We start from the raw sequence: 20823 nt of genomic DNA, 5'->3' as shown, positions 1-20823 counted from the left end.
AAGGAAGGAGCTCGCCAATGCCTGAAGGGAACACCATGACCGTATCCGGCTGCCAGGTCTGTGGGGCCCGGTTGGAGGAATTCCTCGACCTGGGCCGCCAGCCGCTGTCCGATCGCTTCCTGCTCCCCGCGGACATCCCGGGCGAGTTCTTCTTCCGCCTGCGCGTCGGCCAGTGCGTCTCCTGCCGGATGGTGCAGCTGGTCGAGCAGGTGCCCCGGGAGGCGATGTTCCACGAGGACTATCCCTACCATTCGTCCGGTTCGTCGAGGATGCGCGAGCACTTCAGTGCCACGGCCGAGCGGTTCCTGCGCACCGAGCTGCGGCAGGCCGACCCGTTCGTGGTGGAGATCGGCTGCAACGACGGCGTCATGCTGAAGACGGTCAGCGACGCCGGCGTGCGGCAGCTGGGCTTCGAGCCCTCCGGCGGCGTGGCGGAGATCGCGCGTGCCGGTGGCGTGGAGGTGCTGAACGACTTCTTCGAGGAGTCGACGGCCGCAGGGGTGCGCGAGTCGCACGGGGCGGCCGACGTCATCTTCGCGGCCAACACGTTGTGCCACATCCCGTACATCGCCTCGATCTTCAAGGGCGTCGACGCGCTGCTCCACGCGGACGGGGTGTTCGTCTTCGAGGACCCGTACCTGGGCGACATCGTGCGGAAGAACTCCTTCGACCAGATCTATGACGAGCACTTCTTCTTCTTCGCCGCGGGGTCCGTCCAGGCGATGGCGCGGGAGTTCGGGTTCGAACTGGTGGACGTGGAGCGCCTCACGGTGCACGGCGGGGAGGTGCGCTACACGCTGGCCCGCAGCGGGGTCCGCACACCGTCACCGGCCGTCGCCGAACTCATCGCCGAGGAGGAGGCGAGCGGCCTCACCGACCTGTCGACGCTGCAGCGGTTCGGGGACCGGGTCGCGGCGATCCGCCAGGACCTCGCCGCCACTCTGACCGGCCTGCGCGCGGAGGGAAAGCGGGTGGTCGCCTACGGCGCCACCGCCAAGAGCGCGACCGTGACGAACTACTGCGGCATCGGCAGCGACCTGGTCTCCTTCGTGTGCGACACGACACCGGCCAAGCAGGACCGGCTGACCCCCGGAACGCACATCCCGGTGCTGCCGGCCGAGGCGTTCGCCAACCCGTACCCGGACTACGCCCTGCTGTTCGCGTGGAACCACGCGGAGGAGATCATGGCCAAGGAGCAGGCCTTCCGGGAAGCGGGCGGGCGATGGATCCTCTACGTGCCCGACGTCCACATCGTCTGACCGGCTCATCCAGGAGAGGGCGGACACCATGACCCCGCACAATCTGGTCGGCGGCGCCGTCGCGTTCACCCCGCGCCAGTACCCGGACCATCGCGGTCTGTTCGTCTCGCTGATGGAGGAGTCGGCGTTCGTCGCCGCGGTGGGGCACCGGCCGCCGTCGGTGTCCCAGATCAGCTGCAGCGTCTCGCGGCCCGGCGTGGTGCGTGGCCTGCACTACTGCCGCACGCCACCGGGCTGCGCGAAGTTCGTGTACTGCCCGCGCGGACGTGTCCTCGACATCGTGGCGGACATCCGCGTCGGCTCGCCGACCTTCGGCCGGTGGGACTCGGTGATCCTGGACGACCGCGACTTCCGTTCGGTCTACATTCCGGTCGGCATGGCGCACATGTTCGTGTCGCTGGAGCCCAACAGCATGATGTCGTACGCGCTGTCGGTGGAGTACGTGGCCGAAAACGAGCTGGCGGTGTCGCCGTTCGATCACGAGCTCGCCATTCCGCTGCCCGCCGGGCTGGAACCGATCGTGTCGGACCGGGACCGCGAGGCCCCGACCCTGGCCGAGGCGCTGGCCGCCGGCGCGCTGCCGGACTACGACACCTGCCTGCGGCAGGAGGCGGAGCTGAGCCAGCGGCTCCCCGTGTGACCCGATTGGCACGAGAGCGCCCCGTCAGAAGATCTCTGGCGGGGCGCTCCGGCTTCCGGCGAGTCCGGCGAGTCCGGCGGAGAGGAAATTGATTACAGGTGAGCGGGGGAAGACTGGTTCGATGGGCGGATGGACTTCTCCCGGCTTCTCAGCTGTCTCGATGACGACTTCGCTCTGCTGCGTGCCGCCGTCGCCGGCACCGATCCGTCAGCACGCGTGCCATCCTGCCCCGACTGGTCCGTCGGAGAGCTCGCGCGGCATGTCGCCGAGGTCTACCTGCACAAGGCCGAGTGCATCCGGCTCGGGGCCTTCCCCGAAGAGTGGCCGCCCGGCGTGCTCGACCCCGATCCCGTGACCTCGCTCGACAGGACCTACGCCATGCTGACCGGGCAGTTCTCGGCGCACTCCCCCGCCGACCACGCGGCCACGTGGCACGAACCCGATCAGACCGTCGGCTTCTGGATCCGCCGCATGGCCCAGGAGACGGTGATCCACCGCATCGACGCCGAGCTCGCGGCGGGGCGTCCGGTGTCCCCCGTCCCGGACGATCTCGCCTTCGACGGCATCGACGAGGTCCTGAAGCTGTTCGTCGGCTACGGGAGCACCAGCTGGCTGGACGACTTCGGCACCCTTCTCGACGCCCCGGACGAGCGCCCGCTCTCGATCTCCACGAGCCACCACGCCTGGACGCTGACGGCCATCGCCGGCAAGGGCGCCCAGCCCGGCCATGTGGACGTGAAGGACGCGGCCACCGGTTTCGAGGGGGACGCGCTGGTGAGCGGGGACGCGGTCCCGCTCCTGCTCTGGCTCTGGAACCGTGGCGACGACGCCTCCGTGCGCGTCTCCGGCGACGATGCCCTGCTGAAGCAGTTCCACGCGCTGCGAACCGCCGCGACGCAGTGACCCCTCGCCGAGTCGGTGCCCGGCCCATGGTGCATGTCGAATCGACGTTGAGGCCGGGCGCCTGACGCCGGTCGGCCAGGTGGTCACTGCATGTCGGATGGCCGCGTCGCCCGGTTCTCCGTCTGGCGCGGTGTCTCGAAGCACGCGAGCCAGGTGGTGAGAAGCGATTCGAGCTGCGCCGCCTCTTCCGGCGTCAGGTGGTCGAGGAGCCGGCGTTCATTGCGCATGTGCTCGCTGAACGCCTGGTCGATCAGCTCCCTGCCGGCATCGGTGAGTGCGACGACACGTGCGCGGCGATCGCTCGTGCTGGGACGGCGCGTGACCAGCCCGTCGCGTTCGAGCCGGTCGATGCGTTTGGTCATGGCCCCCGTGGTGACCATGGTGAACGCGGCGAGCTCTCCGGGCGCACGTTCGAAGGGCTCACCGGCGCGCCGGAGGGTGGCGAGCACATCGAACTCCCCCTCCCCGAGCCCATAGCGCCGGTAGACGACACAAAGCTGTTCGGTGAGGTGGTCGGCGACGCGGTGCAGCCGTCCGATCACACCTTGGGGCCGCACATCCACGTCGGGTCGTTCACGGGCCCAGGCCTGCTGGATGCGGGCGACATGGTCGAGGCGCTCACTCACAACTCCACTATAGCTTCCATGGAAGCTATATTAGCTTCCATGGAAGCTAATCTCCGGTGGGTGCCTGTCACCGCGATCGCACCCGTGGCGTGGGGCACTACCTATTTCGTCACCCATCGGTTCCTGCCGGCCGAATACCCGCTGTACGGGGCGGCGATCCGGGCGCTGCCGGCGGGTCTGCTGCTCCTCCTTGTGCACAGGAGGCTTCCCCAGGGGTCATGGTGGTGGAAATCGCTGGTCCTCGGCACCATGAACATGAGCGCGTTCTTCGCACTGGTCTATCTGGCGGCGCAGACGCTTCCGACGAGCATCGCGTCGACGATCATGGCGACCTCGCCGATCGTGATGATGCTGTTCGCCTGGGCGGCGCTTTCCGAGCGCCCGCGCACGACGCACATGACCGGAGCCGCTGTCGGCATCGGGGGCGTCTGCCTCATGCTGCTGAACGGCGCGAGCACCGTGAACGCCTCCGGTGTATTCGCTTCCATCATGGCCATGGCGATGTCGTCCCTCGGCTACGTGCTCGCCAAGAAGTGGAGCGCGGACGTCGATGTCTTCTCGCTGACTTCCTGGCAGCTCATCGCCGGCGGACTGGTCCTGTTGCCGGTCGCGGTCGCGGCGGAGGGATCACCGCCCGCCCTGGACGGACCCGCGTTGATCGGCTTCGGCTATGTCACGGTCGTCGCGACCGCTCTCGCCTTCGCCGCCTGGTTCACGGGACTGCGGCACCTGAGCGCTGGGACGGTGGGGCTCATCGGGTTACTCAACCCGATGACCGGTGTCCTGCTCGGCACCGTGGCCGCCGGTGAAACGCTCGCCGCTCAACAGATCTGCGGACTCGCACTGGTCTTCCTCGGGATCCTTTTCGGCCAGCCTTTCACGGCTCGCCTCATCACGCTCGTCAGAGCCCGGCGTCCCGATCGTGGCCGTCCCCCTGCTGAGGCATGCTCCTGCTCGGCGCCTGGCGTTCGGCCGTAGCGTCGACGCGCTCCGCGAGCACTGGCCTCATCCCATCCGCCCAGTGGCTTCTCTACGCCAATCCCAAGAGTGGCAACCAGGGGAGCATCGTCCGATCTTCCGCCCGCCTCATGTGGTGAAATGATGCACGGAGTCCAGAAAGGTCACTCGATGCGGGTTACCACGGATGCCGACGTGCGCCAGGTGTTCGACCGGGTCGCGGATCGGTATGACGACCAGATGCGGGCCTGGGAGCGGCGCCTGTTTCCGGGCAGCCGGGAGTGGGCCGTCGGGCAGGCGCGCGGCCATATCGTGGAGATCGCGGCCGGCACCGGGCTCAACCTGCCGCTGTACGACGCCGGCGTCACGGTGGTCGGGATCGAGCTGTCCGAGCGCATGCTGGAACTGGCGCGGCGGCGGGTGGCGCGGGCCGGCCTCGGCGAGCGGGTGGAGCTGCGGCAGGGCGATGTGCAGCGCCTGGAGTTGCCCGACGGCATCGCGGACACCGTACTGTCCACGTTCACGATGTGCACCATCCCGGACCCAGCGGCCGCGGCGCGCGAGGCCTACCGCGTGCTCAAGCCGGGCGGGCGGTTCGTGCTCGCCGAGCATGGGCCGTCAAGCAACCCGATCATCCGGGCTGGGATGCGGTTGGTGGAACCGGTGTTCGTGCGGTTCGAAGCCGACTACCTCACCCGCGATCCCCGGCCGTTCCTGGAGCAGGCCGGTTTCCAGATCGAGTCGGTGTCCCGGATGACACGCGGCATCAGCTTCCGGGTGCTGGCCGTCCGGCCATGACCTGCCAGGTCGCACGGGAATGATTTTTCGGTACATGTACGGATGTCGCTACGTATGTACTGCGCCTTCCGGTGGCCATACCGTCACGCACAAGTCGATTCGCCCATCACGACGAGGTCAGGAGCGTCATACCATGTCGTACCCGTCCTGACGGTGTAACGCCGCTCCCGGCCCTGGGAGTCATTCGGTGCCGGATGAGTCTCGGCCGCCTCAGCCACCGGCCGGCGTATCCGGCGTGTGAGCATTCATTTCTCCACACCCCCAGTCCCACATCATCGCGCCGTCCAGCGATTCGTGACGGCGCGATGAGCGCTGCCCGCGTACACGGCGAAAGCGCGGAAGTGGGATGCCGAGAAAGGAAAACGCACATGAGGCGCACAGCTGTCCTCACCGCGACCGTCGCCATGGCCCTGATGGGCCTGGTCGCGTCCGCGACCCCCGCGACCGCGCAGGCGCCGCCGGGGAGCACCCGGCATAACGCATCCCTCAGCGCGCCCCAGAGTGCCCCCCTCGCCGCCCTGGCGCCCCCCGACATCAGCCTGCCGAACATCAAGGCCCACCTCAGCCAACTGCAGAGCATCGCCAACTCCAACGGCGGCACCCGCAGGTCGACCACCGCCGGCTACACCGCATCGCTCTCCTACGTCGAGCAGAAACTGCAGGCCGCCGGCTACACCACCCGGCGCGTGACCTGCACGCCGGGTTGCACCAGCGGCTCCGGGCCCAATCTGATCGCCGACTGGCCGGGCGGGGACGAGAACCAGGTCATCATGTCCGGCGCCCACCTGGACAGCGTCTCGGCGGGTCCCGGCATCAACGACAACGGCTCAGGGTCGTCGATGCTGCTGGAGGTCGCGCTGACCCTGGCCGCGCAGCGCCCGACGATGACCAAGCACGTGCGGTTCGGCTGGTGGAGCGACGAGGAGCAGGGACTTCTCGGCTCTCGCGCCTACGTCAACTCGCTCAGCTCGACCGATCGTTCCAAGATCAAGCAGTACCTCAACTTCGACATGGTCGGCTCTCCCAACGGCGGCTACTTCATCAACAACATCACCACCACGGCCGCCGCCGACCTGCGCGCGTTCTACACCAACCTCGGCCTCCAGCCGGAGGAGAACACCGAGGGCGCCAACCGCTCCGACGACGCCTCCTTCCGCAACGCGGGCATCGCCACCTCCGGTGTCGCGGCCGGTGCCAGCGCCACCAAGACCTCGGCGCAGGCCGCCAAGTGGGGCGGCACTGCGGGAGGGGCGTACGACTCCTGCTACCACCGGTCGTGCGACACCACGGCCAACATCAACGACACCGTCCTGGACCGGTCGGGCGACGCCCTGGCGTACGCGATCTGGACCCAGGCAGTGGGCACCCCCACTGGCAGGGACTTCTCGATCAACGCCAGCCCCGCGTCGGGCTCCGTGCAGGCGGGCCAGCCGGTCACGACCACGATCAACACCACGACGACGTCGGGCGCCGCGCAGACGGTGAACCTCACGACGGCGTCCGGGCTGCCGAGCGGCACCACGGCGAACTTCAACCCGGCCTCGGTGACCTCGGGCGGCTCCTCGACGCTCACGCTCTCCACCTCGGCGTCGACGCCGAACGGCACCTACACCGTCACCATCACGGGCACCGGTGAGACCGCGACCCGCACCACGACATGGACGCTGACGGTCAGCGGCGTGGGCGGAAACCGGACGTTCACCAACGACACCAACTTCACGATCAACGACTTGGCGACGATCAACAGCTCGGTCACCTCGACCGCGACCGGCAGCGCCGTGTCGCCGGTCCGGGTGAGCGTGACGATCTCGCACACTTGTGCCGAGGACCTGCAGATCCGCCTGCGCGGCCCGAGCGGGACGTACTACACCATCGACAGCAGTGGTGGCACATCCTGCACCTCCTACGGCACCCGCACCTACTCGGTCCCGGTCACCCAGCAGGCCTCCGGAACCTGGACGCTGCAGGTGACCGACAACTACCGGCTCGACACAGGCTTCCTCGACACGTGGAGCATCACCGTCTGAGCGAAGCTCCGAACCTGAGCGATACAGCGAACCGCAGTGTGGCGCGGCGGCCGTGGGCCGTCGCGCCACAGGTGCGGTGTTTCGGGTGTTCGGGTCAGCTCGCGCTGCAGGAGACGGTCGGCCAGGTCCAGTTGCCGTTGGTCTGGATGGTCACGCCCCAGTTGTTGCCGTTGCCGTTGGGCTTGGCGGTCAGCACCTGGGCGCTGGGGTAGCTGGCGCTGATGTTCCAGGTGGCGATGATCTTGGCCGGGGACGGCACGTTCATCGTCACGGTCCAGTTGCTCGAGCCGCTGACCGAGACGTTGAGGTTGTACCGGTCACTCCACTGCTGACCTGCGGACAGCGACGCGGTGCAGCTGCCGCCACCGCCGCCACCGCCACCACCACCGCCGCCGCCGCCGCCGGAGGAGCTGTCCACCGTTATGTTGGAGTTCCCGCTGCTTTGGTATCCCTCTGTTGCGAGGATCATGTAGTCATGGCTGCCCAGATTCATTCCATTACGGGCCCATGCGTCGAAGTGGTTGCCAGTGGTTATGGTTCCGCCCGTTTTCTTCGACTGCCGGACGCTCCAGTACTGATTGAAGGTTCTAGTGCCTTCGATGGAGGGGGCGTTGGTTCGCGTCGTCTGGTAGATGTCGTACGTGCCGCCATCGCTGGTGACCGTGCCCTTGTACGTTCCCGTGGGCCGATAAGTGCCCCAGTTGTCGACGATGTAATATTCCACGAGTGGGTTTCTCGTCCACCCATAGAGAGCCAGATATGCATTGCCGGACGGATTGAAGCTGCCTGAGTAGTTCACGGTCCTACGTCCGCCGGTGCTCCAGCCCTTGCCGGCAACGAAATTCCCGACGTTGCTCCATGAGGTGCTGTAATTGCCGCCGGATCCCAGGTCCATGGAGGACGACCCGCCGCCATCGGTCCAGAATGAATAGAAGTAGCCGTTGTTGGTGCCGGTTTGACTGGAGGTTATGGCCGCGTTGGCGGTGCCGGGCAGCATCGTTATGGCCGCGGCCAGCGCTACGGCGCAGGCACGGCCGATGAGCAGCCTGGTGCGGCCGCGTCTGCGGCTCTGCGGGTGGGCGAGTGCGTCGTTCATGTGCGTGCTTCCTCCTTGTGAAGGCCGGCCGGGAGATCAGGCAGCGTGATACGACCCGGCGGGGGGTTGGCCGGTGCGGCGTGGCGAGCCCCAGGAGATCGCCACGCCACGTTCTTGGCCGGGCGGCATGTCAGTCCGCCGGGCGGTGTGCCGGGTGGGCCGGGTAGGGATCAGCCGACCCGGCAGGAGACCGTCGGCCAGGTCCAGTTGCCGTTGGTCTGGATGGTCACGCCCCAGTTGTTGCCGTTGCCGTTGGGCTTGGCGGTCAGCACCTGGGCGCTGGGGTAGCTGGCGCTGATGCTCCAGGTGGCGATGATCTTGGCCGGGGACGGCACGTTCATCGTCACGGTCCAGTTGCTCGAGCCGCTGACCGAGACGTTGAGGTTGTACCGGTCACTCCACTGCTGACCCGCGGACAGCGACGCGGTGCAGCTGCCGCCGGGCGGAGGGCTGGACGGAGGCGGGGTACCGCCGCCGCCCCCGCCGTCGGTGGGCGCGACGGCCCTGCCGGTGGCAGGGGAGATCATGCCGGCGCACAGGTTGCGGCTGCGCAGGTTCGCGGCGATCTGCGGAATCGCCTGGACTGTCGTCGCGTACTGGTCGTGCATGAGGATGACCTGACCGTTCTGCAGCCGGCCCGCCGCCTGCACGATCTGGGCCGTGCTGGCGCCGTTCCAGTCCTGGGAGTCGACGTCCCAGATGATCTCGGTGAGGCCGAGCTGCTGCTCGACCGACTTGAGCGTGCCGTTGGTCTCCCCGTACGGCGGGCGGAACAGCTTCGGCGCGGTCCCGGTGGCCTGCTGGATGGCCTGCTGGGTCCGCTGGAGCTCCGACTGGATCTGCGAGCTGCTCATCTGGGTCAGGTGCGGGTGGGTGTAGCTGTGGTTGCCGATCCACATGCCGGCGTCCTGCTGGGCCCTGACCAGTGCCTGGTTGTTCTGCGCGTTCTGCCCGATGTTGAAGAACGTTGCCCGCAGGCCGTTCGACTTGAGGGTGTTCAGCAGGTTGTTGGTGTTGCTCGGGTTCGGGCCGTCGTCGTAGGTGAGGCCGACGTAGCCGGCGCTACAGTCCGCGGCGCTGGCAGAGGACGACAGGCCCACGAAGAAGGTCGCGCCCAGGATGCCGGCCACGCCGGCGATGAGAGCCTTGCGAACGCCGGACAGGCGGTCGCGGGTCCTGCCGTGCGGGATGGCGCTGTCGATCATGTCTGTACCTCCACTGGAACACTGATCGTCGAGGTGGCATGTGTGCGGAGGCCGGCCTGTGCGCAATTCTGCGTACTTCACCGAAACATGTCAATCAGATGACGAAATATTTCAGACGGATTAACCGTTTAAGCACGGCTTGACCTCGTGAAAGTCGGATGAAGCGCCCGAAATATTTCGAAACTGGCGTAGGGTCAAGCGACCCAGGGTCGGGCGGTGAGGTGGGCCACATGGCCTTGTGGATGCGCTTGCCGGAGATCGGGTACAGGGCGCCGAGAGTCTGAACTGCGGCTCCTCCAGCATCCAGCGGATGTCGACCGCCTGAGCGGAAGCGAGATGGTCGCCACCATGGTGGACACCGACCGGCCACAGGATCGACCGTTGCGGAGCTAAAAGTTTCTTCACTTCTCAGAAAGTTTCAGCGCAGCCGGCTCCTGCCGAAGCTTACGTGAGCTCCGGTTTTGTCCGGTCCAGTGGAGATCACGCACTCGCACATTGGACACAGGCGTTGACCGCCGTCATGCAACTGTCTTACGTTCCGCCTCGGACGAAGGCCGGCGATGGAGGCAGCGATGGCTTCGATCATGGGTGGACTCGCCGTTGATGAAAGCATGAGAACGACCTAGACCTTTAATTCTGGCGTCTCGTAGTGTCGCCGCATGACGACTGTGCTCTGCGTACCACAATGGCAAGGTTCGGCGTCGAGCAAGGCGCCGCGGCTGATGGCCGGTGCTCGCCGCGCCGCCGAGCTCGTTCCGGCCGACGTGGTGGTGACCGTGCCGGTGCTTGATACCGGTGGGGAAAAGGTCGCCGGGATCCGCGCGTTCGACGCGCTCGTGGAGAACCAGCGGCTGACGCGGAAGGCACTGGCCGGCATCGACGACCGGGTGATCACCATCGGCGGCGACTGCGCGGTCGACATCCCGCCTATCGCCGCTGCCCACGCTCGCTATGGGGACGCTTTGACGGTGCTGTGGATCGACGCGCACCCGGACGTCTACAGCCCGCAGTCCCTGCCATCAGGTGCCTTCCACGCGATGGTGGTGCGCGCGCTGCTCGGAGACGGGCCGGCAGGCCTCACGCCGGAGCAGCCGCTGGCACCACAGCAAGTGATCATCGCCGGAGAGCGGGCGGGCGACGTGTCCGAGCACGAGTACCTCGCGAAGACCGGCCTGCGCAGGTACGGCGTCGACGACCTGGAGCGCGTGCTGGACGGTCTACGCGGCCCCGTGTACGTACACATCGACCTGGACGTCCTGGAGCCCACCGCTTTCGGCGCGACCTGCTACCCGGAGCCGAACGGCGTGCAGCCGCAGCGACTGATCGACCTCGTCTCCCAGGTGGACGACATCATCGGGGCAGCCATCACCGAACACGCGCCATCCAGCGACGACGTCAACCCCGGCGAGGCCGAGGTGATCCGCCGGCTGGGGGCCGTGCTGACGCGCTGACGGTCGCGGCAGAGCCGAAACCGTACAGTCCCGCCCGGATGTCGAGGGTCTGGTGAGGGGTCGTCTTCTACCATGCGGTGGGGAGGCGGTCTGTTCGTCGCAACCGTCGTTTCGATGGCGGCCGCCGCCACTGTCGGCGGAGTCTTGCCGACCGTGCATGCCGCGGCCGCCGATCGCAGGGTCACCTACTCGCTGCCGCACCTACGTGGGCGCGTCGCCATCTGGCTGGGCACCCGGGTCCGGGAGACGGATCCTTCCCTCAGGGGGTCCATCTGACGTTCGGGTTGAGATGGCCGGTCCAGTCGAAGACGGCCATGTTGTCCCAGCTGTCCCCGCTGCCGTTGATGTTCGCGGGATCCCAGCCGTTGCCGGGCACCGCGTACCAGGTGGGCTCCCAGTAGAAGACGCCGATTGCTCCCGCGCCGCGGGCGGTGTTCTGCACCGCGGCGAACTCCGCACCTTGCCCTTGCCAGGTGAGGGCGTATCCCGAGCACCCGGATGTGACCGAGTTGCCGGTGGAGTCCGCGTTGGCGGAGGTGAACGGGTACGCCGTTTCGGCAACGATGACCGGCTTGCCGTAGCGGGACCGCATGTCCGAGATGACGCTGGACAGGTTGGACAGCGTGCCGTGCCACATGCAGTAGTACGACAGGCCGGTGATATCCCAGGACACGCCCTTGGCTCTGATGCCGTCGTAGAACCAGCGGGCGTTGGTGTCGCTGTCCGCGTCGGCGGTATGGATGACCACCTGTGTGCCGCTGTTGCACGCCTTGGTCGCGTTGTACCCGGCCTTGAGCAGAAGGCTCAGGTTGGTGAAGTCATTGTTGATGACCTTGCCGTCGTTCCACAGCATGCCGACGTTGATCTCGTTGCCGATCTGCACGCTGTCGGGGGTGGTGCCCTGCGCCTTGAGGCTGGAGCATACGTCGTAGGTGTAGTTGTAGACGTCGGTCTGCAACTGGCCGATGCCGTGGCTGGACCAGGCGGCCGGCTTGGTCTGTTTGCCGGGGTCTGCCCAGGTGTCGGAGTAGTGGAAGTCGATCAGCAGCTTCAGGCCCTTGGCCTTGACCGTCTTGGCGTACGCCAGCACCTTGGCCCGGTTGTTGTACCCACTGGCCGGATTGTTCCAGACGCGCAGGCGGACGTAGTTGACGCCGATGCTCTGGAGGATGTCCAGCGGGTCCCTCTGGTTGCCGCTCGCGTCGTAGTACTTGGCGCCCAGGTCCAGAGCACGCTGCACCGTGGAGACGTCGGCGCCCAGCATGCTCAGGGAGCCGGCGGACGCGGCGTGCGCCGTCTGTCCGGTGGGCAGAGCCGCGGCGGCGCACAAGAGCAGCGCCGCCAAGATCTTCTTCATGGTTCCTCCGGTCAGGAGAGGAGTTGTGGACGGCCCCCGGTTTCCCTCGGCACCGCGCGTGGTCAGGGTTCGCGCGGGGCGAGGGCGCCTATGTGCGGATGATGGTGACCCCTCCGGCGGGCACCGTCGCCGACCCGGCGTAGTGGGCGCCGTCGAGCACTCCCGTGCCGGTCACCCCGTCGACCGTCGCCGGCTCGTCCGCATGGTTGATGAGGAAGATGTGGTCGCCCCGCCGTACGATCTCCAGGGTGTCGGGGAGGTCGCGTGGCCGGGACACGCCCGCGTGGTCGAGAGCCAGGGCGACGAGCCCGCGTAGACCGGGGGCGTGCTCGGCGCCGTCGCCGCGCGGGTCGAGGGCGGTGGCGACGTACCATGCGGCGCCCGCGCCCAGGTCGTGCCGGGTGACCGCGGGGTGTCCCGCGTCGGGCCCGTCGGCGAAGTCGTGCAGGGCCTGAGCTCCTGTCGGGCGCACGCGCTCGGACCAGATACGGCCGGTGGGTCGCGGCCGGGCATCCGGATCGGGCGAGGGTGTCCCCGCCGACGGGCGGAAGGTGACCGTCTCGTGCTCGCGCAGCGGGTGGAACTCCTCGACCGACACGCCGAGCACCTCGCGCAGCGCTCCGGGATACGGGCCGGCGTGGACGGTGTCGTTCTCGTCCACGATGCCGGAGAAGTACGACACGAGCAGATGGCCGCCGGCCTCGACGTAGCAGCGCAGGCTCTTGGCCGAAGCCTCGCCGAGCAGATAGGAGCTGGGCAGTAGGACCAGCTTGTACGGGGACAGGTCGGCCGAGGGATGAACGAAGTCGACGGTCACATGCTCGCGCCACAACGCCTCGTAGAAGGCCTCCATCCGCTCCCGGAACCGCAGGTCGATCGAGGGGCGCCACTCCAGCTCGAGCGCCCAGTAGGACTCCCAGTCCCATGCGATGGCCACGTCGGCCTCCACCCGCGAGCCGCGGGACGACGCCAGCTTGCGCAGGTCGGCGCCCAGCTCCACCACGTCCCGCCAGATCCGGGAGTCGGTGCCGGCGTGGGGGAGCATGGCCGAGTGGAACTTCTCGGCGCCGTAGCGCGAGGCGCGCCACTGGAAGAACAGCACCGAATCGGACCCGCGTGCCACATGGGCGAGGCTGTTGCGGCGCATCTCTCCCGGCCGCTTGGCGAGGTTGCGCGGCTGCCAGTTGACCGCGCCGGTGGAGTGCTCGATCAGCATCCAGGGCCGGCCTCCGGCGACCGAGCGGGTCAGGTCGGCGGCCATCGCCAGCCCGATGTGCGGGTCGTCCCGCTCGGCGTCGAGGTAGTGGTCGTTGGCGACCACGTCGACCTCCGCCGCCCAGCGCCAGTAGTCCATCGGCTTGCAGTTCGGGATCATGAAGTTCGTGGTGACGGGCAGGTCGCTGTACCGCCGGATCACCTCGCGCTCTCTGCGGAAGCAGGTGATGTGCGCGTCGACGGAGAAGCGCATGAAGTCGAGCTGGAGACCGTTGAGGAGGCCGGCGGGCGCCATCGCGGGCGGCTCGACCTCGTCGAACGAGCCGTAGGTCAGCCCCCAGAAGGTGGTGCCCCAGGCGGCGTTGAGCGCGCCTATCTCGCCGTACTTGTGCCTCAGCCAGGCGCGGAACGCCGTGGCCGAGGTCGGGCAGTAGCAGTGTGTGTTGGCCCAGCCGTACTCGTTGTGCACGTGCCACATGGCCAGGGCGGGGTGCGGGCCGTACCGGGCGGCCAGGGCCGTGACGACCCGCTCCGACGCCACGGCGTAGTCGGGCGAACTCGGGCAGAAGCTGTGCCGCGAGCCCCCGCCGAGCACACGGCCCTCCCGGTCCACCAACCGGCTGCCCGGGTAGCGGCTCCGGAACCACGCGGGCGGTGAGGATGTGGGGGTGGCCAGGTCGACGTGGACTCCCGCCGAGTGGAGCAGATCGAGAATCCGGTCCAGCCGGGCGAAGTCGTACTCGCCCTCCTCTGGCTCGATCAGTCCCCAGTTGAAGACGCCCACCGTGACCAGGTTCACCCCGGCCTCGCGCATCAGGCGGACATCCTCCCGCCACACCTCCTCCGGCCACTGCTCGGGGTTGTAGTCCCCGCCGTACGCGAGGCCCTCGGGCAGGACGGGGTATCCGGGCACATCTCCCCCTCAAACAATTCTTCTGTGAACGTGCACAGTAGCGCACAACCGATCGCCCGAGAAGGTGCCGAATATCTTCCCTGATGGATGCCACACGTTAACAACAACGTAACGGTCATTGACGTCATTGGGCACATCTCCCACTCTGTGAACGTTCCCAGATATTGGCAGCCTCTGGCATCCCCTCGCCATCCGCCTGGAGGAATACATGCGCACGAACCGGCTAGCAGCGACGGCGGTGGCGATCCTCGCCACCGCGCTCCTCACGGCGTGCTCGGGCAACTCCGACGAGCCGTCCTCGCCGGCCACCGGCAAAAGCGTGGCACCCGCCGGCCCGGTCAGGCTGACCTACTGGAGTTGGGTGCCGAGCATGGACAAGATCGCCGCGGTGTGGAACCAGACCCATCCCGACATTCAGGTGACGGTGAGCAAGCAGGCGGGGGGCGACGACGCGGCGGCCAAGTTCCTGACCGCCGCCAAGGCGGGCAACCCACCGGACCTGGTCCAGGCCGAATACCAGATGCTGCCCTCCTTCGTCGCCGCCGACGCCGTGGCCGACATCAAGGCGGAGACCGCACAGGTCAAGGGCGAATTCGGCGACGGGATCTGGGGCCTGGTCACCCTCGGCACCGACGCCGTCTACGCGGTCCCCCAGGACAGCGGGCCCATGATGCTCTACTACCGGCGGGACCTGTTCGAGAAGTACGGCATCGAGGTCCCGAAGACCTGGGACGAGTACGCCCAGGCGGCCCGTACCGTGCGCAAGAAGGACCCCAAGGTGTTCCTCGGCACGTTCTCCAGCAAGGACCCGGGCTGGTTCACCGGGCTCGCCCAGCAGGCGGGGGCCCAGTGGTGGTCGATCAGCGGCGACGCCTGGAAGGTCGCCATCGACGACGCGGCCACCGAGAAGGTCGCCGGCTACTGGGGTGGCCTGGTGAAGGAGGGCGTCATCGACACGATGCCGTACTTCACCCCGGAGTGGAACAAGGCGCTCAACGACGGCACGCTGCTCACCTGGCCGTCGGCCGTGTGGGGGCCGGGCGTGCTGTCCAGCAACGCGCCGAAGGGCAAGGGCAAGTGGGCCCTCGCCCCGCTGCCGCAGTGGAACGCCGGTGAGAATCACAGCGGGTTCTGGGGCGGCTCCTCCACCGCCGTCGCCGCGAAGTCGCCCAACAAGGCCGCCGCCGCCGAGTTCGCCGCCTGGCTGAACACCGACTCTGAGGCCCTCACGGCGCTCATCAAGGAAGGCGCGATCTATCCCGCCTCCACCAAGGGCGGCTCGCTGCTCACCACCACGCCCGACTACTTCTCCAACCAGCCCGACTTCTGGCAGCAGGCGGCCGCGATCGGCGCCACCGCCCGCGGCTTCACCTTCGGCCCGGACGTCAACGTGACGTACAACGCCTACAAGGACGCGTTCGACAAGGCCGTCGCCGCCAAGTCCGGCTTCCCGGCCGCCGTCCAGACGATGCAGGACGTCACGGTCGCGGACATGCGCAAGTCCGGCTTCACCCTGGCCCAGTGACCATGGCCGAGCGCAGCGACGGCGCCCGCCCCAGCGCCGTGCCCTACCTGTTCCTCGCCCCGGCCATGGCACTGTTCCTGCTGTTCATGGCCGTGCCGATCGGCTACACCGGCTACCTGAGCCTGCGGCGGACCAAAGTCTCCGGCCTCGGGCTCGGCAAGGGGGCCCGCAAGGAGATCTTCGCCGGGCTCGGCAACTACGCCGCCGCCGTCGGTGACGGCGAACTGTGGGCGGGCTGGCTGCGGGTCATCGGCTACGGCGCGCTCGTGCTCGCGCTCATGCTGGGACTCGCCCTGCTGTTCGCTCTGATGCTCGACGCGAAGCACGTTCGATTCGCCCGGCTCACCCGGATCTCCATCTTCCTTCCGTACGCCGTACCGGGCGTCGCGGCGACGCTGATGTGGGGCTTCCTCTACCTGCCCAGCCTCAGCCCGTTCGGTGACCGGCCCTTCCTGAGCGCGGGCGCGGTGACATTCTCGATGGCCAACGTGGCGGTCTGGGGCGGCACCGGCTTCAACATGCTCGTGCTCTACACGACGCTGCGCGCCGTGCCCCGCGACTACTACGAGGCGGCCAGGATCGACGGTGCGAGCGAACTGCAGATCGCGCTGAGGATCAAAATTCCGATGCTGACTCCGGCGATCATCCTGACCGCCGTATTCTCCGTCATCGCGACCATTCAGGTGTTCACCGAGCCGACCACGCTGCGGCCGCTGACGAACACGATCAGCTCGACCTGGAGCCCGCTGATGAAGGTCTACCGCGACGCGTTCGTCACCGGCGACCTGTATTCCGCCGCGGCGACATCCATGGTCATCGCCGCGATCTCCCTCGTCCTGTCATTCGGTTTCCTGCGCGTGGTGAGAAACCGCGCCTTCGGGGAGACGTGACGGCCGTGACCACCCTGACCAGGCCCGCCCGCCACACCCGCCCTGCGACGCGCCGGCCGTTCGGGATCGTGCCGACCACTGTGCTCGTCCTCGGCGCGATCTACACCCTGTTCCCGGTCGCCTGGGTGGTCGTCGCGGCCACCAAGTCGAAGGCCGAGCTGTTCTCCACCTCGACCTTCGCACCCGGCACCGGCCTGCTGTCCAACCTCACCGACCTGTTCGCCTACCGTGACGGCGTCTTCTGGCTCTGGCTGCTCAACACGGTCCTGTACGCCGGAGGCGGCGCCGTGCTGTCGACCGCGGTGTCCACGATCTCCGGGTACACCCTGGCCAAGTACGACTTCCCCGGCCGGAATCTCATCTTCAACCTGCTCATCGGCGGCATCCTGGTGCCGTCCGTCGTACTGGCGATCCCGCAGTACCTTCTGTTCTCCAAGATCGGCCTGGCCGACACCTACTGGTCGGTGCTGCTGCCGCAGATCCTTAATCCGTACGGCATCTACCTGGCCAGGATCTACACACAGGCCGCGATCCCCGGCTCGCTGCTGGAGGCAGGCCGACTGGACGGCGCGGGCGAGTGGCGCCTCTTCCGCCAGGTGGCCCTGCCGATGCTGACCCCGGGAATGGTGACGATCTTCCTGTTCCAGTTCGTCGCGATCTGGAACAATTTCCTGCTGCCGTTCATCATGCTGGGCGACGATCAGAAGTTCCCCCTGACGATCGGCCTCTACACGCTTCTGGCAGCGGGAGCCAACCAGCCCTCGCTGTACAACCTGATCATCACGGGCACAATGTTGTCGCTCATCCCGCTGATCACGTTGTTCCTGACCATGCAGCGCTACTGGCGTACCGATCTGTCCAGCGGGGCCGTGAAAAGCTAGACCAGGGCCTAGATCATGGCAGGGCCACGACGCGAATGGAGGCACGTGAACCAACAGTCCGGCGACCGGCGTTCACAGGACACCACTGCCGGGTCGGCCCATCCACCCGCGGCCCTGGCGCGGCCACGCCGAGGGAACAATAGGGGCATGGCGAAGCGTCCGACCATCCACGATGTCGCGGCGGCGGCAGGCGTGTCCCGGGGGACGGTCTCCCGGGTGCTCAACGGCGACCGGTACGTCAGCACGGCCGCCCACGCCGCTGTGCGCCGCGCGATCGCCGAGACCGGATACATCGTCAACCGCAACGCCCGCAGCCTGGTGACGCAGCGGACCGGGTCGGTCGTGATGGTGCTGTCGGAACCACACGAGAAACTGTTCGAGGACCCCAACTACAGCGTGACCATCCGCACGGCGGTCCGGCGTCTCGCGGACCGGGACATCTCACTGGTCATGATGGTGGCCGGGGACGACGGCGACCGCGACCGGGTGGTCCGCTACGTGCGCGGCGGCCACGCCGACGGCGTGTTCCTGCTGTCCACGCACGCCGGCGACCGCATGATCGATGCCCTGGTGGACCTCGCGGTCCCCACCGTCGCACTGGGCGCGGTCATCGGCAGGGAGCAGGTGATCCCCTACGCCGCGGCCGATGACCGCGAAGGGGCCAGGCAGATGACCCGCTACCTGATCGAACGCGGTCGCAGGAAGATCGCCACCATCACCGGCCCGATGGACACCCCCGGCGGCATCCAGCGCCTGGAAGGATTCGCCGATGTGCTAGGCCGTAAGGCGTCCAAGAAGCTCGTCGAGCACGGCGACTGGACCCAGGCCAGCGGGGAGAGCGCCATGGCCCGGCTGCTCCAGCGTGTCCCCGATCTCGACGCCGTTTTCGTGGCCTCCGACCTGATGGCCGCGGGCGCCCTGGCCGCACTGCGTGCCGCCGGCCGACGGGTGCCCGACGACGTCGCGGTGGGCGGATTCGACGATTCCTCGGTAGCCGTCTCCACCCATCCCCCGCTGACCACCGTCCGCCAGCCGCTCGCCCAGGTGGCCGAGGAGACCGTGCGGCTGCTGCTCGCGCTCATCGACGGGGCCGAGCACGTCGGCCCGGTGGTCCTGCCCACCCGCCTGATCACCCGAGAATCCGCCTGACCTCGCCGGCCGCCGCGGAAGGGCCACACCTCGAATACGGGCTCTCATCGACCAGATCTTCGATCTCTACTCGCCCGGCCCGCCGACGCTCATGCTGAATGTTTCAGCAAACCGAGCGTCGTTGACCGAGGGGCCGATTCCTCCAGATGACGGCATTCCAGCTTGATTTCCGTATGGCGGACTCAAGGGCCCCGCAATCGCCGCTGGATACCAGGTCCCGGCCGGCGGATATCTCACGGATCATGGAGTCGGCCGACGAAGAACAAGCCTCAACTTACCAGCCACTTCCCTACCGATGATCATGCATGTCAAACTTACGGCATGACCCTTGATGTCGCTGACATTGAACTGGAAGCGACCCTTGCCAAGCGGCGTCACCGCTTTGCCGCCTATTTCATCGACGTGACGCTGTTCGGAATCGTCTACATGGCCGTGAGTTACTACGCGTGGTACACCTTGCTGCCTTTCACGCCGGCGGCGCACGCCGATCCGACGTGGCTGGAACGCGTCCACTCCTACCTCAACACCTATGCTGACGATCCGCTCTGGCCGGTCCAGTTGGCGATGGATATCATCTTCGGTCTCTATTTTTACCCCTCACACGTCCTCTGGGGGCAGACGCTGGGGAAGTGGGTGTGCCACATCAAAGTCGTCGCCCATGACGGTCTTCTGCCGACGACCAAGCGGGTGGGAATGCGGGCTGCTCTGTTCCCCTATCTGGGTACCGTTCCCTACATCGGGATCCCGTTCTATCTTGTGGACACCTTGTGGATATTTCGGGACAGCCGGCGGCGCTTCCTGCACGACGTTTTGACCGGCACCATTGTGATCGACATCCGTTCCCGGGTGTCACGATCGACTGGATCACGCATCTTCGCGAACATCGCCGTATTCCTTATCGGGCTCATCGTGGTCCTGGCCACCGCGACCTTGATCATCTTGCGCCTGTGGCACTGGTTGTCCCCAGCGGATTTCGCATGGTCACCACGCGGCCAGAACGTGGATTCCCTGGCCGCGCCGCCCTCGGTGTGACCGAACGTCAGGGCCCCGGCAGTTTGTGATTTAAGCGGTCTTGCTGGAACGGGGTGGTACGGCGCGGAACTGCAACCCGCGCCGATCACGTCCAAATAGGAGCCCCATCGAAGTGGCGGCAGGACCTACGATCATCTCGTGGTTGACGTCGTGCCCTTAGCCTTCATCGGACTCCTCGCCTGCTTCTTCGTCCTCTCGGCGGTCTGCAGCCACCTGACAGCCCGAGTCTCCAATCAGCCGGCGGCCACCACTTCGATCTCCACCAGCCAGTCGCTGACAAGCGTCTGCGCGACGATCGCCGTAGTGGGAACGGTACGGCCGACCAACGCCTTCACCCGGGCCGCCGCATTCGCTTCGGCATAGGAAGCATCACGCAGGTAGCTGGTAAGCCGGACAATGTTGTCCACCGTCATGCCGGCCGACGCCAAGATCACACGCAGGTTGGCCCAAATGAGGTCGAGCTGTTCGTCGAGCGTAGCCCCGGCTGCGCCCGTAGAGTCCAGTCCCATCGTTCCGGAGACGAACAACAGCCGCTGCACGTTGCGGACTTCCACCGCGTGCACATAGTCGCTGGTGCTGGCGTATATCCCGTCCGTCGGGTCGTGCGTGACGATCTCCATCTGTGGATTCATGGCCATAAAGGAAGATCATGCCAGCCTTCGCTGCCAATGGGTGACGATCGCCTCCATTCATCCTCGCCGATGACCACCGCGCCCTTCCCGTGTTCTGATCTGCCGGCGCCACCCCTCCGTTCAATGCTTCACGAGCTCAAAGAACTCCAGACGCAATGATCAGCGGGCGAGGCGGCGCCAGCAGATGATGGCTGCGGCCAGCGTCATGAAGGCCTCGTGCATGTCGTCGCGGATCTCCCACCGGATGCGCGATGTTCCGCGACGAAC

18 protein-coding genes are annotated in these 20823 nt (G+C 67.2%); 12 read left to right on the top strand and 6 right to left on the bottom strand.

Annotated elements, in window-relative coordinates:
* The first annotated feature begins 17 nt into the window (after positions 1-17).
* The 3 genes from OG589_RS03165 to OG589_RS03155 all read left to right on the top strand — a co-directional run bounded on the left by OG589_RS03165 (position 18) and on the right by OG589_RS03155 (position 2802).
* A complete protein-coding gene (locus OG589_RS03165) occupies positions 18-1259 on the top strand; it encodes a methyltransferase domain-containing protein (RefSeq protein ID WP_405145969.1) in 1242 nt (413 codons plus the stop codon).
* Positions 1260-1287: 28 nt separating this feature from the next.
* A complete protein-coding gene (locus tag OG589_RS03160) occupies positions 1288-1899 on the top strand; it encodes a dTDP-4-dehydrorhamnose 3,5-epimerase family protein (protein ID WP_405145967.1) in 612 nt (203 codons plus the stop codon).
* Positions 1900-2028: 129 nt separating this feature from the next.
* Positions 2029-2802 carry a maleylpyruvate isomerase family mycothiol-dependent enzyme gene (locus OG589_RS03155; protein WP_405145965.1) on the top strand — a complete coding sequence of 258 codons (774 nt, stop codon included), beginning with the start codon at positions 2029-2031 and terminating at the stop codon, positions 2800-2802.
* A gap of 83 nt (positions 2803-2885) precedes the next feature.
* Here the strand turns inward: OG589_RS03155 and OG589_RS03150 are convergent, their stop codons facing one another.
* On the bottom strand, positions 2886-3428 hold the full coding sequence (locus OG589_RS03150) for a MarR family winged helix-turn-helix transcriptional regulator (protein WP_405145963.1): 543 nt from the start codon (positions 3426-3428) through the stop codon (positions 2886-2888).
* Here OG589_RS03150 and OG589_RS03145 point away from each other — a divergent pair.
* From OG589_RS03145 to OG589_RS03135, 3 genes are all read left to right on the top strand, one after another.
* Positions 3408-4406, top strand: a complete 999-nt coding sequence (locus OG589_RS03145) for an EamA family transporter (RefSeq protein ID WP_405145961.1) — start codon at positions 3408-3410, stop codon at positions 4404-4406. The two genes, OG589_RS03150 and OG589_RS03145, sit on opposite strands and share 21 nt — an antisense overlap.
* Before the next feature lie 150 nt (positions 4407-4556).
* Complete coding sequence (locus tag OG589_RS03140; RefSeq protein ID WP_405145959.1) at positions 4557-5183, top strand: class I SAM-dependent methyltransferase; 627 nt, start codon at positions 4557-4559, stop codon at positions 5181-5183.
* Between the two features lie 368 nt (positions 5184-5551).
* Positions 5552-7210: a M28 family peptidase gene (locus tag OG589_RS03135; protein WP_405145957.1), complete on the top strand. Its 1659-nt coding sequence runs from the start codon at positions 5552-5554 to the stop codon at positions 7208-7210.
* 94 nt (positions 7211-7304) lie between these two features.
* Here the strand turns inward: OG589_RS03135 and OG589_RS03130 are convergent, their stop codons facing one another.
* Together OG589_RS03130 and OG589_RS03125 are read right to left on the bottom strand one after the other, a co-directional pair.
* Positions 7305-8306 (bottom strand): glycoside hydrolase family 11 protein, encoded by a 1002-nt coding sequence (locus OG589_RS03130; protein ID WP_405145955.1) that lies wholly within the window; start codon positions 8304-8306, stop codon positions 7305-7307.
* 170 nt (positions 8307-8476) lie between these two features.
* The gene (locus tag OG589_RS03125; protein WP_405145953.1) at positions 8477-9511 is read right to left on the bottom strand and encodes a polysaccharide deacetylase family protein; all 1035 of its coding nucleotides are present in this window, start codon (positions 9509-9511) and stop codon (positions 8477-8479) included.
* Positions 9512-10233: 722 nt separating this feature from the next.
* Here OG589_RS03125 and OG589_RS03120 point away from each other — a divergent pair.
* Positions 10234-10962 carry an arginase family protein gene (locus OG589_RS03120; protein ID WP_405145951.1) on the top strand — a complete coding sequence of 243 codons (729 nt, stop codon included), beginning with the start codon at positions 10234-10236 and terminating at the stop codon, positions 10960-10962.
* Between the two features lie 259 nt (positions 10963-11221).
* Here the strand turns inward: OG589_RS03120 and OG589_RS03115 are convergent, their stop codons facing one another.
* The gene (locus OG589_RS03115; RefSeq protein ID WP_405145949.1) at positions 11222-12319 is read right to left on the bottom strand and encodes an arabinogalactan endo-beta-1,4-galactanase; all 1098 of its coding nucleotides are present in this window, start codon (positions 12317-12319) and stop codon (positions 11222-11224) included.
* 88 nt (positions 12320-12407) lie between these two features.
* On the bottom strand, positions 12408-14447 hold the full coding sequence (locus OG589_RS03110; RefSeq protein ID WP_405145947.1) for a beta-galactosidase: 2040 nt from the start codon (positions 14445-14447) through the stop codon (positions 12408-12410).
* A 208-nt stretch (positions 14448-14655) separates the two neighbouring features.
* On the opposite strand from OG589_RS03110, the gene OG589_RS03105 reads away from it, so the two are divergent.
* The 5 genes from OG589_RS03105 to OG589_RS03085 all read left to right on the top strand — a co-directional run bounded on the left by OG589_RS03105 (position 14656) and on the right by OG589_RS03085 (position 19924).
* Complete coding sequence (locus OG589_RS03105; RefSeq protein ID WP_405145946.1) at positions 14656-15972, top strand: ABC transporter substrate-binding protein; 1317 nt, start codon at positions 14656-14658, stop codon at positions 15970-15972.
* A 2-nt stretch (positions 15973-15974) separates the two neighbouring features.
* The gene (locus OG589_RS03100) at positions 15975-16862 is read left to right on the top strand and encodes a carbohydrate ABC transporter permease (RefSeq protein ID WP_405151949.1); all 888 of its coding nucleotides are present in this window, start codon (positions 15975-15977) and stop codon (positions 16860-16862) included.
* A gap of 5 nt (positions 16863-16867) precedes the next feature.
* Entirely contained in the window at positions 16868-17743 is an 876-nt protein-coding gene (locus OG589_RS03095; protein ID WP_405145944.1) for a carbohydrate ABC transporter permease, read from the top strand.
* A gap of 147 nt (positions 17744-17890) precedes the next feature.
* Positions 17891-18892, top strand: coding sequence for a LacI family DNA-binding transcriptional regulator (locus OG589_RS03090; protein ID WP_405145942.1), 1002 nt, complete (start codon positions 17891-17893; stop codon positions 18890-18892).
* A 321-nt stretch (positions 18893-19213) separates the two neighbouring features.
* Entirely contained in the window at positions 19214-19924 is a 711-nt protein-coding gene (locus OG589_RS03085; RefSeq protein ID WP_405145940.1) for an RDD family protein, read from the top strand.
* A 233-nt stretch (positions 19925-20157) separates the two neighbouring features.
* Here the strand turns inward: OG589_RS03085 and OG589_RS03080 are convergent, their stop codons facing one another.
* The gene (locus tag OG589_RS03080; protein ID WP_405145938.1) at positions 20158-20544 is read right to left on the bottom strand and encodes a RidA family protein; all 387 of its coding nucleotides are present in this window, start codon (positions 20542-20544) and stop codon (positions 20158-20160) included.
* Between the last annotated feature and the right edge of the window lie 279 nt (positions 20545-20823).

It is taken from the genome of Sphaerisporangium sp. NBC_01403 (assembly GCF_045040145.1).
Taxonomy (GTDB): Bacteria; Actinomycetota; Actinomycetes; order Streptosporangiales; family Streptosporangiaceae; genus Sphaerisporangium; species Sphaerisporangium viridialbum.
The sequence above is the reverse complement of the archived record's forward strand: the minus strand, read 5'-3'. Positions and strand labels throughout refer to the sequence as shown.

Excerpts from the sequence above, each read along its gene's own strand:
- OG589_RS03165 (WP_405145969.1), top strand. The coding sequence starts at position 18 with ATGCCTGAAGGGAACACCATGACCGTATCCGGCTGCCAGGTCTGTGGG.
- OG589_RS03160 (WP_405145967.1), top strand. The coding sequence starts at position 1,288 with ATGACCCCGCACAATCTGGTCGGCGGCGCCGTCGCGTTCACCCCGCGC.
- OG589_RS03155 (WP_405145965.1), top strand. The coding sequence starts at position 2,029 with ATGGACTTCTCCCGGCTTCTCAGCTGTCTCGATGACGACTTCGCTCTG.
- OG589_RS03145 (WP_405145961.1), top strand. The coding sequence starts at position 3,408 with ATGGTCGAGGCGCTCACTCACAACTCCACTATAGCTTCCATGGAAGCT.
- OG589_RS03140 (WP_405145959.1), top strand. The coding sequence starts at position 4,557 with ATGCGGGTTACCACGGATGCCGACGTGCGCCAGGTGTTCGACCGGGTC.
- OG589_RS03135 (WP_405145957.1), top strand. The coding sequence starts at position 5,552 with ATGAGGCGCACAGCTGTCCTCACCGCGACCGTCGCCATGGCCCTGATG.
- OG589_RS03130 (WP_405145955.1), bottom strand. The coding sequence starts at position 8,306 with ATGAACGACGCACTCGCCCACCCGCAGAGCCGCAGACGCGGCCGCACC.
- OG589_RS03125 (WP_405145953.1), bottom strand. The coding sequence starts at position 9,511 with ATGATCGACAGCGCCATCCCGCACGGCAGGACCCGCGACCGCCTGTCC.
- OG589_RS03120 (WP_405145951.1), top strand. The coding sequence starts at position 10,234 with ATGGCCGGTGCTCGCCGCGCCGCCGAGCTCGTTCCGGCCGACGTGGTG.
- OG589_RS03115 (WP_405145949.1), bottom strand. The coding sequence starts at position 12,319 with ATGAAGAAGATCTTGGCGGCGCTGCTCTTGTGCGCCGCCGCGGCTCTG.
- OG589_RS03105 (WP_405145946.1), top strand. The coding sequence starts at position 14,656 with ATGCGCACGAACCGGCTAGCAGCGACGGCGGTGGCGATCCTCGCCACC.
- OG589_RS03100 (WP_405151949.1), top strand. The coding sequence starts at position 15,975 with ATGGCCGAGCGCAGCGACGGCGCCCGCCCCAGCGCCGTGCCCTACCTG.
- OG589_RS03090 (WP_405145942.1), top strand. The coding sequence starts at position 17,891 with ATGGCGAAGCGTCCGACCATCCACGATGTCGCGGCGGCGGCAGGCGTG.
- OG589_RS03085 (WP_405145940.1), top strand. The coding sequence starts at position 19,214 with ATGACCCTTGATGTCGCTGACATTGAACTGGAAGCGACCCTTGCCAAG.
- OG589_RS03080 (WP_405145938.1), bottom strand. The coding sequence starts at position 20,544 with ATGGAGATCGTCACGCACGACCCGACGGACGGGATATACGCCAGCACC.